This window comes from Brucella anthropi ATCC 49188, from assembly GCF_000017405.1.
GTDB lineage: Bacteria > Pseudomonadota > Alphaproteobacteria > Rhizobiales > Rhizobiaceae > Brucella > Brucella anthropi.
This window is the reverse complement of sequence record NC_009668.1, coordinates 307017-322331: the sequence shown is the minus strand read 5'-3', so window position 1 is coordinate 322331 and position 15315 is coordinate 307017. Positions and strand designations below refer to the sequence as shown.

Below are 15315 nucleotides of genomic sequence, written 5' to 3'. Positions count from 1 at the left end.
TCCTGCCTGATCGCTGATTTATACACACATGCCGATTGGAACCGGCATCAATTCTGTTGCCGGTTTCCTAACCGATCAAGTCCGTTGCGGCAAGTGCAGGAAGCGTGTTCAGCGTGTCGCAATGGCGACGGCTGCACCCGCCATCATGCCAGCACTGGTTCTGTTAGCGATCCGCATCATGCGAGGACTGCGCAGAAACCGTCTTGCCTGCGCGGCAAGCACCACCCACGCCGTATCAACTGCAGCGAGAACAGCAAACATGACCACCAGCAATTCAGCCCAACCAACCAGCGAAACATGGGTGATATCAACCACCGTCGGCAGAATGGCGAGGTAGAACACCATGATCTTCGGATTACCAAGTGTTATCGCCAGCGCGCTAAGGAAGAGCTTCCCAGCCTCACCCTGACGCGGAATGGCATTTTCATCCGCAACTTCATCTACCGGTGCGATCCACATCTTCCACGAAAGATAGATCAGATAGGCTACGCCGACATATTTGAGGATGAGAAACGCAGTGTGAAATGTGTTGGCCAGCGCGGCCAGTCCCCAGACAGCGAGTGAAAGCCAGATAGCATCACCAAGCCACAGACCGAACATGAATGGAAAGACGCCCTTGTGGCCGCGGCTGATGACGCGCGCCACCAGCGCGCCGACATTCGGCCCCGGCGTACCCGCCGCCACAACCAGAATACCGGCAAATGCCAACAACGACACCAAATCCATGATCGTCTCCCATACTCAAAGATGGATGTTTCTCGCAGAAATGATGCGGCTTAGCAATCGTTGCTCTAGCTGGGTCGTTTGAAACGCTGTCGCAATTTTTCAATGTGTGTCCGACAGTGGCAACCTTCAATATGGTCGTTCACCAGCCCCATTGCTTGCATGAAAGCATAGACAGTCGTTGGACCAACGAATGACCAGCCGCGCTTCTTCAAATCTTTGGAGATGCGAATTGATGTTTCAGTCTTCGGATTGGCAACAAGAGTTGGATAGTCCACCACGGTAGGGCGATCTTTTACGCCCGGTTCGAATGACCAGAAATAGGCCGCAAGTGAACCCTTTTCGGCAACCAGCTCAATTGCGCGCTTGGCGTTGTTGATCGTAGATTCGATCTTGCCGCGATGGCGCACGATACCCTTATCGGCCAGCAAGCGCGCCACATCTTCTTGATTGTACTGCGCAACACTATGAAAGTCGAAGCCATCGAAAGCTGCCCGAAAATTATCGCGTTTTCGCAAAATCGTGAGCCACGACAGGCCTGACTGGAAACCCTCAAGGCAGATTTTTTCGAAAAGCCGGAAATCGTCAGAGACAGGAACACCCCATTCCTTGTCATGATAAGCAAGATAATCGGGTAACTCACCCGGCCAGAAGCAACGCGTCATTCCATCGGCGCCGACGATCAGACCGGTTTTTGCCTCAGCGACATCGCTCATTGTTCCGCCTCTCAAGTTTCATCCATAATTAATTATGTCGCGCAACCTGACACTAACCACAACTTTAATTGGAAGGGCCGTCAGGCAAAACACGCGACCAAAATTTACCTTTACGATTCCATTCCGGCACACAATCCCCACACGAGCATGAGGGTCGCTCTCCTGACAGCAGATGTCAGGAGCTGCAACGGGCAACTGCGTCACAAAGATTTTCAGGCGCAAAGATACGGATCGGGATTATGAAACCACGGCATCTTCTTTTAATCGGGTCGCTTGCGGCGATTGCCGTTTCCATCGTCAGCACGGGCATGGCCTTTGCCAACGACCGCTATGCAACGCTGCCGCCGGTACGTGTGAGTCCTGATCTTTCCGCGCCATGGGTAGCTCAATTGCATGGACAGCCTGCCCGCATAAAGGCCGTACCGCAATCTTTGCAGCCAGCGCCACGTGTTGCCGCCAGACAGAAGCAGAAAGCCAAATCCAGCTATCGTCAGGTTTCGTATCAACGCCCGGCTGCGAATCCGGCAACCACAGTACGAAAGCACCAGATCGATCCCGCTTACCTGCCGCAGACGGTTTCCTATTCCGGCAACGAAAAACCGGGCACAATCGTCATCGATACAGGCAAGCGCTTCCTTTATCTCGTTCAATCCGGCGGTAAAGCGATGCGATATGGCGTCGGCGTCGGGAAACAAGGTTTCAGCTGGAAGGGTTCGCAGCGCATCAGCCGCAAGGCTGAATGGCCAACCTGGACACCGCCGAAGGAAATGATCGCCCGCGAGCGCAAGAAGGGGCGTATCCTCCCGGCGCGTATGGAAGGGGGGATAAATAACCCGCTTGGCGCGCGCGCGCTTTATCTCGGTTCAACACTCTATCGTATCCACGGGACTAACCAGCCTTGGACTATCGGCAAGGCAATGTCGTCCGGCTGCATTCGCATGCGCAATGAAGACGTCACCGATCTTTATGAACGTGTCCCGGTCGGCGCAAAGGTGGTTGTCCGCTAATCGAACCATCTTTTTTATGCCATTTACAACCGCCTTCTCTCGGAGGCGGTCGTATTGTTTTCATAAATCTGAAAAGATCAAAATTTCTGTACAGAAAGAATGATTGCAGACTTGGAAACATGATTGAAAGGGCTTTTCCTTTTCCCCCGAACACCCATATGCTGACAGTGGCAAAGTCCAAAGAGATATGAAAATGGCTGCCAGATGGCAGTTCGTGCTGGAGAAAGAACCGGCATGCAGGTCAATAGCATTCATGCGCATCAAAGGATCCACCTTTGCGCTGAATGCTTCGGAGGGAAAGGATAAATCATGACCGTACCGACGGTTAAACTGAACGACGGCAATCACATTCCGCAGCTCGGTTACGGTGTCTGGCAAGTAGGTAATGACGAAGCAGTGGCCGCTGTCAGCGAAGCGTTGAAAGCAGGATATCGTCACATCGACACTGCTGCCATTTACGGCAATGAAGAAGGCGTCGGCAAGGCGATCAAGAGTTCCGGAATCGAGCGCGGCGACATTTACCTCACCACGAAACTGTGGAACGGTGAACAAGGCTATGAATCGACGCTGAAAGCATTCGAAGCCAGCTTGAAAAAGCTTGGCACGGATTATGTGGATCTCTATCTCATCCACTGGCCGATGCCATCGAAAGATCTTTTCATGGAAACATGGCGCGCTTTTCTCAAATTGAGAGAAGAGGGTCGAGCCAAATCCATTGGTGTATCCAACTTCCGTACAGCCGATCTCGAACGCATCATCACGGAAAGCGGCGTAACGCCGGTTCTCAATCAGATTGAGCTGCACCCACAGTTCCAGCAGGACGAGTTGCGTCTGTTCCACAGCAAACACGACATCGCGACGGAAGCGTGGAGCCCACTTGGTCAGGGTAAAATTCTGGAGGATGCCACGCTGAAGGCCATCGCGGAAAAGCATGGCAAGTCGGTCGCACAAATCATCCTGCGCTGGCACATCGAAACGGGCAATATCGTCATTCCCAAGTCCGTTACGCCCGCCCGTATCAAAGAAAATTTCGATATTTTCGATTTCCGTCTCAACGGAACCGATCACGATGCGATTACGAAACTGGACAAGGCAGACGGCCGGATCGGCCCGAATCCGAGTACCTTTTCGGCTGGCTGAGCAGACATCGAAGACAAAACCGGGCAATTGCCCGGTTTTTTTATGCAGCTATTTGTGACAATCCCTGAGGCTTCGGCCCACCATAGGCCCAGTCGATCAGTTCCACCGTGTGCACGATGGGTAGCTGGCTGCCAGTGGCGATCTGGGTCATGCAGCCGATATTGCCGGTAGCGATCAGATCGGCGCCTGTCGCCTCAATGTTCTTTACCTTGCGGTCACGCAGCTTGGCGGCAATCTCCGGCTGCATGATGTTATAGGTGCCAGCCGATCCGCAGCACAGATGCCCTTCCAGCGGTTCCTTCACCGTGAAGCCCGCTTTTGACAGCAGGTCTTTCGGCTGCCGCACAATTTTCTGCCCGTGCTGCATCGAGCAGGCCGAGTGATAGGCGACTGTCAGCGCCTGCGGCGCATCGGGTTCCGGCAGATCGATGCCGGTGAGATATTCGGTGATGTCCTTTGCCAGCGCCGACACGCGCGCAGCCTTGTCCTGATAGGCCGGATCAAGCCGCAGCATGTAACCATAATCCTTGATCGTCGTGCCGCAGCCGGACGCCGTGACGATGATCGCATCGAGACCGCCCGCTTCGATCTCACGCGTCCAGACATCGACATTGTGCCGCGCCTGTTCAAGCGCCTGCTCCTCGCGGCCCATATGATGGACCAGCGAACCGCAGCAACCTTCGCCTTTCGGTGTGATGACTTCAATGCCAAAGCGATTCAGAAGACGCAAGGTTGCAGCGTTGATGCCGGGATTGAGCACAGGTTGGGCGCAGCCATTGAGGATCGCCACTCGACCTCGCTTCTCGCCCTTGGCGGCACTGATCGTTTCAACATTGGCGGCGGCTGGCAACTTTTGTGGAGCAAGATCGAGCATTGCCGCCATCGGTCGCAAGGCCTGGCTCTTTCGCAAAAGCGGCGCAAACGGCTTGCCGATCTTCGCAAGCTTTAGTGCTGCACGGAAGCGCCCCGGATAGGGCAGCACCTGCGCCAGAACCCCACGGAGGAAGCGGTTCATAAATGGGCGCTTATAGGTCTTTTCGATATGCGCCCGCGCATGATCGACCAAATGCATATAGTTGACCCCGGAAGGACATGTCGTCATGCAGGAAAGGCAGGACAGGCAGCGGTCAACATGGCGCACGATTTCCTCATCCGCCGGGCGGCCGTTTTCCAGCATATCCTTGATGAGATAGATGCGGCCACGCGGGCTGTCGAGTTCGTTGCCGAGCGTCACATAGGTCGGGCATGTTGCGGTACAGAAGCCGCAATGCACGCATTTGCGCAAGATTTTTTCGGCTTCACTGACGCCGGGATCGCGCAGTTGATCGGGGCTGAAATGGGTCTGCATGGCTTCAAGCTCCGGCCTGACGGGGATGCATACGCCCCGGATTGAGGATATTTTCTGGATCGAATTGCTGCTTCAACCGCTGAGAAAGCGCTGCAAGTGCTGCCGGTTGCGGCTCGAACACTGCATTGCTTGCGCGAATATGTTCCGATGCGCGCACGAGCGTCGCATGGCCACCGCCATATTTGGTAATCAGCTTGCGCAAAGTTTGCGCTTCCGGGTCCGCTTCCATCCGCATCCAGATCAGCCCACCCTGCCAGTCGTAATAGGCATCGACACCTGCATAACGCCGGAACTCGTCCACCATACGCCAGCCTTGCATCGGCGTCATCGAAACGCGCCAGACGGCGCGATTGTCTCCTGCATTGGCATAAGGCAGGACGTCGCGCACTTCACGCCAGAGCCGATGCGACTGCTGCCCATCAAGCATCTCGACTTCACCCGATTGGCCCAGCAGCGCCTGCAATTGCCGACTACGGTGCTCGACCGAAGGTGCAAAGCCTTCGAGCCGCAGCACGGTTGCCGCATCCCAGCCGAGCTTACCGTCAAGGAAGCGATTGGCAACGGTCGGTGGCAGATGCGCAGCGGAAGCGACTTCCTCTCGCGATCCCATAGCCATTGCCATGACACGCGCCGCCTGTTCGTCGGTCAGACCGCGCACGGCAAGCGTTGCCGCCGTTTCCGGCTTCGGCAGAACCTTGAACGTCACCTCGGTGGCAACGCCCAGTGTGCCCCAGGAATTAGCCATGCCTTTGGACAAATCATAGCCCGTCACGTTCTTGACCACGCGACCACCAGATTTGAACAATTCGCCACGCCCGGACACGACGCGTACCCCAAGCACATGATCGCGGGCAGCACCTGCCTTGAGACGGCGCGGACCGGACAGATTGGCGGCAAGCACTCCGCCGATCGTACCGCGACCGCTCTCACCCGAAAGCAACGGACCGTAATCCATAGGCTCGAAATGAAAGCACTGATTGTTGTCGGCCAAAAGCCTTTCGATCTCGGCCATCGGCGTTCCGGCCTTTGCCGAGAGCACCAGTTCGTCCGGCTCATACAAGGTCACGCCCGACAGTTTGGAAACGTCGAGCACGCGACCGGCATCAACCCTGTGTCCGATGCCGCGTTTGGAGCCGTGGCCGATGATTTCCAGCGGCGTAGAACTGGCCAGTGCATCCTGCACCGCCTCCAGAACGCCCGCCTCATCCTGCGGCTTTAGAATATTTGCATCGCTCATGATCAAACCACAACTCAGAATCGGGGAATATCCGGGAAGGCCAGCTCGCCGCGATGCACATGCATACGACCAAGCTCGGCGCAGCGGCGTAATTGCGGAAAGACCTTGCCGGGATTAAGAAGGTGCTTGGCATCGAAAGCACATTTGACACGCATCTGCTGGTCAAGATCGATCTCGTTGAACATTTCCGGCATCAGATCGCGCTTTTCGATGCCTACTCCATGTTCGCCAGTGAGAACACCACCGACTTTCACGCAAAGGCGCAAAATGTCCGCGCCAAAATCTTCCGCAGCTTCCAGTTCGCCAGGAATATTCGCATCATAGAGGATAAGCGGATGCAGGTTGCCGTCGCCCGCGTGGAACACATTGGCCACCCGCAATCCATATTTCTCGGAAAGTTCGCGCATCCCGGACAGAACACGCGGCAGCTCTTTGCGCGGAATGGTGCCGTCCATGCAAAGATAGTCGGGCGAAATGCGCCCCACCGCCGGAAAAGCCGCCTTCCGGCCTGCCCAGAAAGCCAGACGTTGTTCTTCCGACTGCGACAGAATGCAGGTTGTGGAACCGTTTGTAAGCGCCAGTGCTTCGACCCGACCTATCAGATAGTCCACTTCGACGGGCGGTCCATCAAGTTCGACGATCAGCAGCGCTTCAACATCGAGCGGATAACCGACCCGCACGAAATCTTCGGCGGCCTTGATGGCTGGCCTGTCCATCATCTCCATGCCGCCGGGAATGATGCCTGCGCCGATGATGTCAGCGACACACTGACCGGCTTGCTCGCTGGAGGGAAAGCCGACCATGACTGCACGCGCCGTTTCCGGTTTCTGCAGGATACGGACCGTAATCTCTGTCACGACACCGAGCAGTCCTTCTGAGCCGGTCATCAGACCGAGAAGATCATAACCCTCGCTGTCGAGATGCTTACCGCCAAGCCGGATAACTTCTCCGGTGATAAGCACCATTTCGATGCCGAGCACATTATTGGCGGTCAGACCGTATTTAAGGCAATGCACACCACCCGCATTTTCCGCGACGTTGCCACCGATGGAACAGGCAATCTGTGACGAGGGATCAGGCGCATAATAAAACCCCTCGTGTTCAACAGCCTTGGTAATGCCGAGATTGGTCACGCCTGGCTGCACCACAGCGACGCGGTTCGGATAATCGATTTCAAGAATGCGATTGAAGCGCGACATGCCAAGCAAAACCGCATCCTGCAGCGGCATGGAACCGCCGGACAGTGATGTACCCGCTCCCCGTGGCACGACACGAACGTTGTTATCGTGACAATAGCGCAAAACCTGCGAAACCTGATCAACCGTTTCTGGCAGCACAACGACCAACGGCAACGAACGGTGCGCAGTCAGGCCATCGCTCTCAAACACGCGCATTGCATTGATAGCATCCACAACGCCTTCACCCGGCACGATGTCGCGCAAGTCTGCAACGATCTGCTCGCGCCGCTGCATGACGGACGCGTCCGGCTCCGGCATGATGAGTCCGCTCATATTCTCCTCCACCACTTATGTGGTCAAAGTGCACTCCGCACCATTCTCGTCAAGTGGTAAATCATTTTTACCACTTTAGTCAGCGGCTAAACAGTTTTCACACTGCGGCATAATTGCTTGCCTAGTTTCCTAGCGCTCGGCTAGATGCTTTAAACCCAAAGCTTTAGCAAAGCACGGCAATGAGTGGGATAGCAGAACATGATGAGCAGTCTGGCGGATATGGAAATCTTTGCCCGCGTCGTGGCAACGGGCAGCATGTCAGCAGCCGCTCGCGATCTGGGCCTCTCGCCAGCGGTCGTCTCAAAACGTCTGGGACGACTGGAAGAGCGACTCGGAACCCGACTGCTTCAACGAACGACACGCCAGATCGCGTTGACTGAGGCCGGGCAGGGTTATCATGAGCGGGTTCTGGCCATTCTCTCCAACATCGAAGAAGCTGAAGCCTTTGTTGCCCGCCGTTCTGCCGATGCGCGCGGTACATTGAAAATTTCAGCCCCTACGACTTTCGGTCGCATGCACATTGCGCCCTATCTCGTGCCGTTCATGCGCGCCAACGCAGACCTTACCGTCAATATGCAGCTCACCGACGAGATGGTCGACATTGTGGGCGATGGATACGATCTTGCCATTCGGATCGCCGAACTTTCCGATTCAACCCTCGTCGCACGCCGTCTCGCACCCGTGCGTCGTATTCTCGTCGCTTCACCCGGCTATATCGCGGAACGCGGTACACCACAGACGATTGAGGACTTGCAGGACCATATCTGTCTGGCACCGCACAACAACGACCCCTGGCGACTGGAAGGCCCCAAAGGCCCCATCGTCATTCGCCCAGTGGGGCCACTGCAAACCAATTCCAGCGAAATGGTACGCGAGGCAGTCCTGGCAGGCCTCGGCATAGCGCAACGCTCGACCTGGGATATCGGCCCAGAACTTGCAGCAGGCAAGTTGGTGCAGGTTCTGCCCGACTATGCCGCATCTCGCAACGTTGCAATTCATGCCGTCTATCCGTCGAAACAGTTCCTCCCGGCAAAGGTCAGACTGTTCATCGACTATCTGGCAGATCTTTATGGCCCTGTTCCTTACTGGGAAAGCGGCGCATCTCCGCACGAAGTAGCAAAGAAATAGACTGGCTTTCATTCGTCGGTTAATAAGTCGCGCGCGCTATATTAGTGTGCCAGCATATAAAGCTAACTAAGCTTTTGATTCTAAAAGGCTTAAATATTCCGCAATCCGTTATTCAAGCGAATCGGATGATTTTCTCCCGTTGTCCTGATTTTCTGGGAAAAATGATGAACACACCTTTACGTTTTATTCTAGCAATCATCGTCGCCGTTATCGTCGGCTGTGGTTTCATGTTCTATGACAAATCACGTGGCGCCGAATGGGTCGTTTCTCCACAACAGATCGAACAAGCTAAAGCCGAAGGCAAATCGGGCGTAGAAAGCCGCCCCGGCACTGTGACTGTACTTCCGATCCGCAGCGAAACCGCTGACGCTCTCCCGTTTAAATGGGCTATGTACGGCTTTGTCGCAGGTCTTTTCGTACTCGTAGCTACACGCAAGCGCAAAAAAGCCTGATCATTTTTTTGATCATATATTCCGAAAGCCCGGTCGCATCATCGATCGGACTTTCCTTTTCAATATATTCCGTTGCCGGGCATCGACCTAAAGGCTAATTTGCCGCCGTTATGGAGAGGGCTTCAGACGGCATGGCCGAAACAATTTTTTCACGCATACAGGCAAGCCGCACGGCAGACGACGTTGTGCATCAGATCGAAACGCTCATTCTCGAAGGTGTTCTGCGCGGTGGCGACCGGCTTCCCGGCGAGCGTGAACTGGCGCGCCAGTTCGATATATCTCGCCCGATATTGCGCGATGCTCTAAAAAGGCTTGAGACTGCCGAACTCCTCATCTCTCGTCATGGTGGAGGAACATTCGTTGCAGACGTGATCGGACAGGTATTCAGCGCCCCCGTGGTCAAGCTTTTTGCCGATCATCGCAAGGCGACCGCAGACTATCTCGAATATCGCCGGGAAATCGAAAGCATTGCCGCAGAATATGCAGCACTTCGAGCTACACCAGCTGACAAAGCGCTTTTGACCGAGATCATGGAGGCCATGGAAAAGGCTCATGGCGTCAGCGACTTCGACACGGAGGCACGCCTCGATGTGGAATTGCACAATGCTATTGGTGAAGCAGCACACAACATCGTTCTGCTGCACACCCTGCGGTCTTGCTATCAACTTCTGAAGGATGGCGTTTTTTACAATCGCAGCCTAATTTACAGCTATCCCGGTGTCGCCGACATGTTTCTATCGCAGCACCGCGCCATTTACGATGCCGTCATGGCCGGTAATCCGCAAGCAGCACGCGAAGCGGTTCGAAAGCACATTCGTTTCGTGGAACAGGCCACGCATGATCGCGAGCTTCACGAAGAACGCGAACGTGTCTCGCGTCTGCGCTATCGGCAGCGGGCGGGTGCGAAGTCAGGCAAGGACATGAAGGAAAATGATAGCGAATGAACGGCGTAGTTTTCAAGGATGCCAAAGGACCCGACGGTATCCGCCTTTATGCCATCGGCGACGTACATGGCCGCCTCGACTTGTTGCAGGATATGCACGGGCTGATCCGCGCCGACCTTGACCACCGCCCCGCTCACGACTGGCGTATCATTCATCTTGGTGATTATATCGATCGCGGTCCGCGCTCGAAAGAAGTGCTGGATTTTCTGACTGATGTGTCACGTCGGGATAAGCGCGTCCTTTCGCTGTTGGGCAATCACGACGACGGTTTTCTTACCTATCTAGCAACGGGAGATGTTGCCGGGATATTCGCACTCCACGGTGGCATTGATACCGCCCGCTCCTACAGTGTAGAAATTGATTTTACTGATGCAGATTCAGCGCACCGAGGTCATGCCGCGCTCGTCGAGGCCGTCCCCCAAAACCATATCGACTTCATTCGCGCCATGCCGCGCTCAGTCGCTTTTGGCGAATTCTTCTTCTGTCATGCAGGCATAAACCCTGCCGTGCCGCTGGATGCACAAGACCCGGAAGAATTGATCTGGATTCGCACAGCTTTCCTCAAATGGACTGAGCCCTTCGAAAAGGTCATCATCCACGGGCATACACCGCAAAGCGCTATCGATATTCAACCCAACAGGGTCAATCTCGATACATATGCATGGAGAAGTGGGCAGCTATCAGCCATCGTGATCGACGGCTCTGAAAAACGTTTTATTGAAGCTAGCTAGTACGCGCTCAATGAGCGCTGGAAATGCCATAACCGTCAGTAGACATCGCGTTGTTGCCCGCATCGACGGTGAATATGCCGACCGCCATGAATACAATCGCGGAAACCATCAGGACGGTGAGAAGAGCGGCATGCTTGGCGGTCATATTCGGAAACTCTTTCGACGGTGGCCGGATAAAGTTCGGTAGACGAGCCGCCACTTGAGAGCATGGCGATCAGCCTTGCTCATTCGGTTGCTGCCCGGGGGAGACGGCGTTCAGTTACACCCGAAAAAAGTTACCCGCAACTGAACGGTTCCAGCCAAGCCACCGCTTTTCTCTTGAAAAACCGAATTGGTTGAACGCTGTGGCAAAGCGGCAACGCGATACTTCGACTTAAGGTTAAGACGCAGTTACGAGGCCTCTAGATTTGGTTTACCCACGCCTTGGCTAATGCAGCACCTGCGGCATCCGCCTGCGCTCCGAACTTCTTTGCAAGCTCTGGATATTGTAACGCCCAATCCGGCGCGAAACCCGCGATCAGTTCGCTTAGCTGGTCATTCCACTCCGCCACAAGCTGCGTGTTCGCCTCGAAATGGAATTGCGTGCCATAGACTGCGCGTCCAATGCGATAAGCCTGATGAGGTGTCATATCGCTTATCGCCATATGCAAAGCTTGCTTCGGAAGCGAAAACGTATCGCGATGCCAATGAAAGATTGGAAAGATGTCACCCGCGGCAGACAAGACCGGATCGCTTTTACCCTCCTCGGTAAGTCGAATTTCTTGCCAGCCGAATTCCATCGGGCGATCCAGAATATTCTCCCCACCATAAGCACGAGCCACGAGCTGGCTGCCCAGACAAATGCCCAGAACGGCCTTATCGCGACCGCCGAACTGGCGTATAAGCTCGAGTAAATGGGGGAAATAAGGACACTCATCGTCGGCAAGCGCATTTTGCTCACCACCAAGAACGATCAAGGCTTGATAGCCATTGTCATCGGAGGGTAGTGAATCGCCGTTGTAGGGATGACGCAGATCAATCGAATGCCCAGCATCCGACAAAATTGGTTCGATCTGCCCCAATCCGGACCCATCGTAGTTCTGGACAACCAGCACACCCATGAGAAATCCCCAACCGCTTTTGTCTTTGCTAACATGGAAAAAGCCCGGACGACAGCCGGGCCTTTAAATCAGTTCACCACCGAAACGCTGACCGTTCGGCCAGCAACGAGATGGACACTGTCCGGCACCTCTTCAAGTTTCACACGCACTGGCACACGTTGTGCCAGACGCACCCAGTTGAAGGTCGGCGAAACATTCGCAAGCAAGCTGGAAGAATCGCTACGCTCACGATCTTCAATACCTCCAGCGATGCCTTCAACCTTTCCTTTGAGTTGCACTTTGCTGCCCATGATATCGACCACTACCGGGTCACCAATCTGGATACGCTCGAGTTTGTTCTCTTCAAAATAGCCAGAAACGTAGAACGAGTCCGTATCCACCAAGGCAGTCACCGCTGAGCCTGCGGAGACGTAATCACCCGGCTGAAGCGAGAAGTTGGTAATCACACCGTTGACGGGCGCTTTTACCGACGATCTATCGAGATTGAGTGCTGCAAGATCGCGATCCAGTTGCGCCTGCCGATAGGAAGCTTCCGCTTGCTGGGCCGTCGTTTCAATCTGCTCCAGTTTCTGGCGTGTCACGGTCGTGTCGTTAAGCTGGCGATAGCGGACCAGATCGCGGTTTGCCATATCAAGTGCCGCCTTGCTGCTATCAACCTTTGCTTCCGTTGTTTGCAGGGCGAGCTTGTAACGGGCCTGATCGATGCGAAAGATAACGTCGCCCTGATGAACAGTCGCATTGTCGTGGACGAGCACTTCGCCAACAAGGCCCGAGACATCCGGCGCAACGCGCACGACATCGGCACGAATTTTGCCATCGCGTGTCCATGGCGCGTTCATGTAGTAATCCCACAAATGCCAACCGAGGAGCCCTGCCATCGTGACCATGACGACGGTTACAAAGACACGGCCTGAATGTGCAAAGAGCTTTTTCATAGCGGTATTCCATTGAGAATGACGGCGGCGACACCGAGAATACAAAAATACATCGCAGCATCGAACAAAGGCCGATGCCAGACGAAACGATAAAGGCGTGCCCGCGCCAAAAGGCGTTGCATGACCGTATTTGCAAAATAAGCGCCAAGCGCCAGCACGCCGAGGGTCGGAATGTAAATTCCGTAGATATCGAGTTCAGGTTGCATCACAAATCACATCGTTGTCTTAGGCTGCTTGCGGGAGTTCCATGAGTGGACGCGGCGGCAAGGCAAAAGGTGGCGCTTTCGGAAACAGATTGAAGCGAAGGGCGACCAGCGCCATTCGCGTACGTTTGGCTATTGCTGGCGATCCGCTCTCGATAATGGTCGTGATTGCCGTATCAATGGAGGTGAGCAGGTTTCTGTCGATTTCACCTGCCTCCTGTGGCTTGTTGGCCAAGGCTCGGTAATGCGCGCCAACACCATCCAGCACTTCATCGACAGCTGGCCGACAGTTTTCGGGCAGTTTGGAGCGGTATTGCTGGAGATCAATCGTGTTCATGCCGTTTCGCAGATCGCGCAACAGATCGACCTTCGCGACATCTGCCGCCGGGACCAGCGCGAGACGCGGGGTCATCATGCCGATACGGTCGATCATCCGGAGCAAAAGGCGATTCATGCGCTGGCGACGATAACGTCCAGGACGCCGTTCGGCAGCAAGTGCAATATCGTTCCAACCCGCCTTGATCAGGCGGCGTACGCTCCATTCAGCACCGACAGACCGGACAATTGAAGTCACTACGGCAGCGATTACGATCCCCACTACGGTGGCCAGATTGGCATTGGCAAAGCTGACAAAATCGTGGGTCAGATGGCCCTGCAGCATGAGCATGTTCGGCAAGTTCACGCAGAGCACCATGCCGAGCAAAAATTGCGAAGGAATGGCAAGCAGCAAGCCTGCCGGGATGAGGAACAGTCCCAGCACCAGAACCAGCGGGAAGAACCCATCCACAAGTGGCAGCAACGCAAACTCAAAAATGAAGGCGGCAACGATGACAATCAAAAGCAGCCAGTTGAACTTGCGCATGACCGGCACCGGATCATCCATGGTTGCGAAGATGCAGCAGAAAATACCGGCCATCATGGCTGCAGCACTGCCTTGAGACCAGCCGCTCGCAATCCAGAATGCAGTCGCTACACAAGTTGCCAGAAAGGCGGAAAAGCCAGACAGGAAGGCCATGCCGTAGTCCCGATGCATAGGGCGAGCTTTCAAGTGTGCGTCGTAGCGACGCCAGCGCAGCGAATGTCGGGAACCGGAAACAATGTCCTGACGCAATGTGATGCAATCGCTCCATATCTGAACCAGATCGCGAACGCGCGCAGCCACATTGAACGGCAGCAATTCACCCCAACTTGTCGCATCCTTCCCATGCCGGTCGATTTCGTCGATCAACTGCAAGAAAACAGCACGGCGTTCCTCTGTCAGGTTTTCGCCGCTCTCGATCCAGTCACAGGCCTCGTCCAACAGTTTCTGCACCGCTGGATGCCAGGACTTTTCGTTTTCACCAGGCTTCATCGCCAGCACATCGTGCAAGCTTGATATGATCGGAAGAACAGCCACCATACGCTGCTGCAAAACGTGAAGCTGCGTTCCGACATTTCTGATTGATGAAGTGTCATAGGCAACATGCGTCGTCAGATTGCGCAGCTCGAGCGCATCGGCTGCAAGACGCTGGCGATCCCGAAGAAATTCAGGTGTAGCACCTTCACCCCGCATGCTTGCCAGCGCCAGCTTTGAGCCGTCACGCAGCCAATTATCGATACGACTGACGAGCACCGGGCCGCTGTGACGTGGAAAAACAAGTCGATTGACGACAGCAGCGCAAATAATCCCGATTGCGATCTCTTCCACACGACCCACGGCATAGTCGAAAGTCGTTTCAGGCACGGAAACAACGGCAAAACTCGCGATAGCCACCGTATAGCCAGCCAGCATAAACAAATAACTGCGCGGCGTACCATCAAGCAGGCTGATCGCAAGGCAGAGCCCCATCCAAAGACCGATCGCCAGCGTCAGTATTTCAGGGGAATTGACCAGATGCGGCACGAACAGAATGGTCACTGCTCCGCCGATAATCGTACCGATCAGACGGTAAAAACCCTTTGATGTCGTCGCACCTGAGAGCGGATGCGCAACAATATAGACAGCCGCAATGGACCAGTAAGGATTGGGCAAATTGGCCATCAGGCCGATCCACAGCGCAAGCATGGCTGCAGCGAAAGTCTTCAGTGAAAAGACTACGTCCCAGAACTTCGGAGTTGTTTCGACTGGCTTCGTCATGGCTGTGAGGGCACCGGTTGAATG

16 protein-coding genes are annotated in these 15315 nt (G+C 54.9%); 6 read left to right on the top strand and 10 right to left on the bottom strand.

Features of this window, described 5'->3' with window-relative positions; all coding sequences use genetic code 11:
- Window positions 1-108: 108 nt before the first annotated feature.
- Window positions 109-726, bottom strand: a complete 618-nt coding sequence (locus OANT_RS15615) for a LysE family translocator (RefSeq protein WP_011982737.1) — start codon at window positions 724-726, stop codon at window positions 109-111.
- Between the two features lie 65 nt (window positions 727-791).
- On the bottom strand, window positions 792-1439 hold the full coding sequence (locus OANT_RS15610) for a DNA-3-methyladenine glycosylase I (RefSeq protein ID WP_011982736.1): 648 nt from the start codon (window positions 1437-1439) through the stop codon (window positions 792-794).
- Window positions 1440-1678: 239 nt separating this feature from the next.
- Here OANT_RS15610 and OANT_RS15605 point away from each other — a divergent pair, with 239 nt between their 5' ends.
- Complete coding sequence (locus tag OANT_RS15605; RefSeq protein ID WP_011982735.1) at window positions 1679-2446, top strand: L,D-transpeptidase; 768 nt, start codon at window positions 1679-1681, stop codon at window positions 2444-2446.
- A gap of 309 nt (window positions 2447-2755) precedes the next feature.
- A complete protein-coding gene (locus OANT_RS15600) occupies window positions 2756-3586 on the top strand; it encodes an aldo/keto reductase (protein WP_011982734.1) in 831 nt (276 codons plus the stop codon).
- A gap of 40 nt (window positions 3587-3626) precedes the next feature.
- On the opposite strand, the gene glcF is transcribed toward OANT_RS15600, so the two are convergent.
- The 3 genes from glcF to OANT_RS15585 are packed head-to-tail and all read right to left on the bottom strand — an operon-like array spanning window position 3627 to window position 7682.
- Window positions 3627-4934 (bottom strand): glycolate oxidase subunit GlcF, encoded by a 1308-nt coding sequence (gene glcF, locus OANT_RS15595; protein ID WP_011982733.1) that lies wholly within the window; start codon window positions 4932-4934, stop codon window positions 3627-3629.
- A gap of 4 nt (window positions 4935-4938) precedes the next feature.
- Window positions 4939-6171 (bottom strand): glycolate oxidase subunit GlcE, encoded by a 1233-nt coding sequence (gene glcE / locus OANT_RS15590; protein ID WP_011982732.1) that lies wholly within the window; start codon window positions 6169-6171, stop codon window positions 4939-4941.
- A gap of 14 nt (window positions 6172-6185) precedes the next feature.
- Window positions 6186-7682 carry an FAD-linked oxidase C-terminal domain-containing protein gene (locus tag OANT_RS15585; RefSeq protein WP_011982731.1) on the bottom strand — a complete coding sequence of 499 codons (1497 nt, stop codon included), beginning with the start codon at window positions 7680-7682 and terminating at the stop codon, window positions 6186-6188.
- Window positions 7683-7880: 198 nt separating this feature from the next.
- Here OANT_RS15585 and OANT_RS15580 point away from each other — a divergent pair, with 198 nt between their 5' ends.
- From OANT_RS15580 to OANT_RS15565, 4 genes are all read left to right on the top strand, one after another.
- Window positions 7881-8810: a LysR family transcriptional regulator gene (locus OANT_RS15580; protein ID WP_010660974.1), complete on the top strand. Its 930-nt coding sequence runs from the start codon at window positions 7881-7883 to the stop codon at window positions 8808-8810.
- Between the two features lie 164 nt (window positions 8811-8974).
- Window positions 8975-9262: a hypothetical protein gene (locus OANT_RS15575; RefSeq protein WP_010660973.1), complete on the top strand. Its 288-nt coding sequence runs from the start codon at window positions 8975-8977 to the stop codon at window positions 9260-9262.
- Between the two features lie 131 nt (window positions 9263-9393).
- The gene (locus OANT_RS15570) at window positions 9394-10206 is read left to right on the top strand and encodes an FCD domain-containing protein (protein ID WP_011982730.1); all 813 of its coding nucleotides are present in this window, start codon (window positions 9394-9396) and stop codon (window positions 10204-10206) included.
- The gene (locus tag OANT_RS15565) at window positions 10203-10937 is read left to right on the top strand and encodes a metallophosphoesterase (protein WP_011982729.1); all 735 of its coding nucleotides are present in this window, start codon (window positions 10203-10205) and stop codon (window positions 10935-10937) included. The genes OANT_RS15570 and OANT_RS15565 overlap by 4 nt, the downstream gene beginning before the upstream one ends.
- Before the next feature lie 7 nt (window positions 10938-10944).
- Here OANT_RS15565 and OANT_RS26925 read toward each other — a convergent pair whose 3' ends face one another.
- From OANT_RS26925 to OANT_RS15545, 5 genes are all read right to left on the bottom strand, one after another.
- Window positions 10945-11082, bottom strand: a complete 138-nt coding sequence (locus OANT_RS26925; RefSeq protein WP_010660970.1) for a hypothetical protein — start codon at window positions 11080-11082, stop codon at window positions 10945-10947.
- 256 nt (window positions 11083-11338) lie between these two features.
- Entirely contained in the window at window positions 11339-12037 is a 699-nt protein-coding gene (locus tag OANT_RS15560; protein ID WP_011982728.1) for a type 1 glutamine amidotransferase, read from the bottom strand.
- A gap of 68 nt (window positions 12038-12105) precedes the next feature.
- The gene (locus OANT_RS15555) at window positions 12106-12972 is read right to left on the bottom strand and encodes an efflux RND transporter periplasmic adaptor subunit (protein ID WP_011982727.1); all 867 of its coding nucleotides are present in this window, start codon (window positions 12970-12972) and stop codon (window positions 12106-12108) included.
- A complete protein-coding gene (locus OANT_RS15550; protein ID WP_010660967.1) occupies window positions 12969-13178 on the bottom strand; it encodes a DUF1656 domain-containing protein in 210 nt (69 codons plus the stop codon). The genes OANT_RS15555 and OANT_RS15550 overlap by 4 nt, the downstream gene beginning before the upstream one ends.
- 19 nt (window positions 13179-13197) lie before the next feature.
- Window positions 13198-15291 (bottom strand): FUSC family protein, encoded by a 2094-nt coding sequence (locus OANT_RS15545; RefSeq protein WP_011982726.1) that lies wholly within the window; start codon window positions 15289-15291, stop codon window positions 13198-13200.
- Window positions 15292-15315: the final 24 nt, after the last annotated feature.

Bases quoted from the DNA above. Each gene is read 5' to 3' on its own strand.
- OANT_RS15615 (WP_011982737.1), bottom strand. From the start codon at position 726: ATGGATTTGGTGTCGTTGTTGGCATTTGCCGGTATTCTGGTTGTGGCG.
- OANT_RS15610 (WP_011982736.1), bottom strand. From the start codon at position 1,439: ATGAGCGATGTCGCTGAGGCAAAAACCGGTCTGATCGTCGGCGCCGAT.
- OANT_RS15605 (WP_011982735.1), top strand. From the start codon at position 1,679: ATGAAACCACGGCATCTTCTTTTAATCGGGTCGCTTGCGGCGATTGCC.
- OANT_RS15600 (WP_011982734.1), top strand. From the start codon at position 2,756: ATGACCGTACCGACGGTTAAACTGAACGACGGCAATCACATTCCGCAG.
- glcF (WP_011982733.1), bottom strand. From the start codon at position 4,934: ATGCAGACCCATTTCAGCCCCGATCAACTGCGCGATCCCGGCGTCAGT.
- glcE (WP_011982732.1), bottom strand. From the start codon at position 6,171: ATGAGCGATGCAAATATTCTAAAGCCGCAGGATGAGGCGGGCGTTCTG.
- OANT_RS15585 (WP_011982731.1), bottom strand. From the start codon at position 7,682: ATGAGCGGACTCATCATGCCGGAGCCGGACGCGTCCGTCATGCAGCGG.
- OANT_RS15580 (WP_010660974.1), top strand. From the start codon at position 7,881: ATGATGAGCAGTCTGGCGGATATGGAAATCTTTGCCCGCGTCGTGGCA.
- OANT_RS15575 (WP_010660973.1), top strand. From the start codon at position 8,975: ATGAACACACCTTTACGTTTTATTCTAGCAATCATCGTCGCCGTTATC.
- OANT_RS15570 (WP_011982730.1), top strand. From the start codon at position 9,394: ATGGCCGAAACAATTTTTTCACGCATACAGGCAAGCCGCACGGCAGAC.
- OANT_RS15565 (WP_011982729.1), top strand. From the start codon at position 10,203: ATGAACGGCGTAGTTTTCAAGGATGCCAAAGGACCCGACGGTATCCGC.
- OANT_RS26925 (WP_010660970.1), bottom strand. From the start codon at position 11,082: ATGACCGCCAAGCATGCCGCTCTTCTCACCGTCCTGATGGTTTCCGCG.
- OANT_RS15560 (WP_011982728.1), bottom strand. From the start codon at position 12,037: ATGGGTGTGCTGGTTGTCCAGAACTACGATGGGTCCGGATTGGGGCAG.
- OANT_RS15555 (WP_011982727.1), bottom strand. From the start codon at position 12,972: ATGAAAAAGCTCTTTGCACATTCAGGCCGTGTCTTTGTAACCGTCGTC.
- OANT_RS15550 (WP_010660967.1), bottom strand. From the start codon at position 13,178: ATGCAACCTGAACTCGATATCTACGGAATTTACATTCCGACCCTCGGC.
- OANT_RS15545 (WP_011982726.1), bottom strand. From the start codon at position 15,291: ATGACGAAGCCAGTCGAAACAACTCCGAAGTTCTGGGACGTAGTCTTT.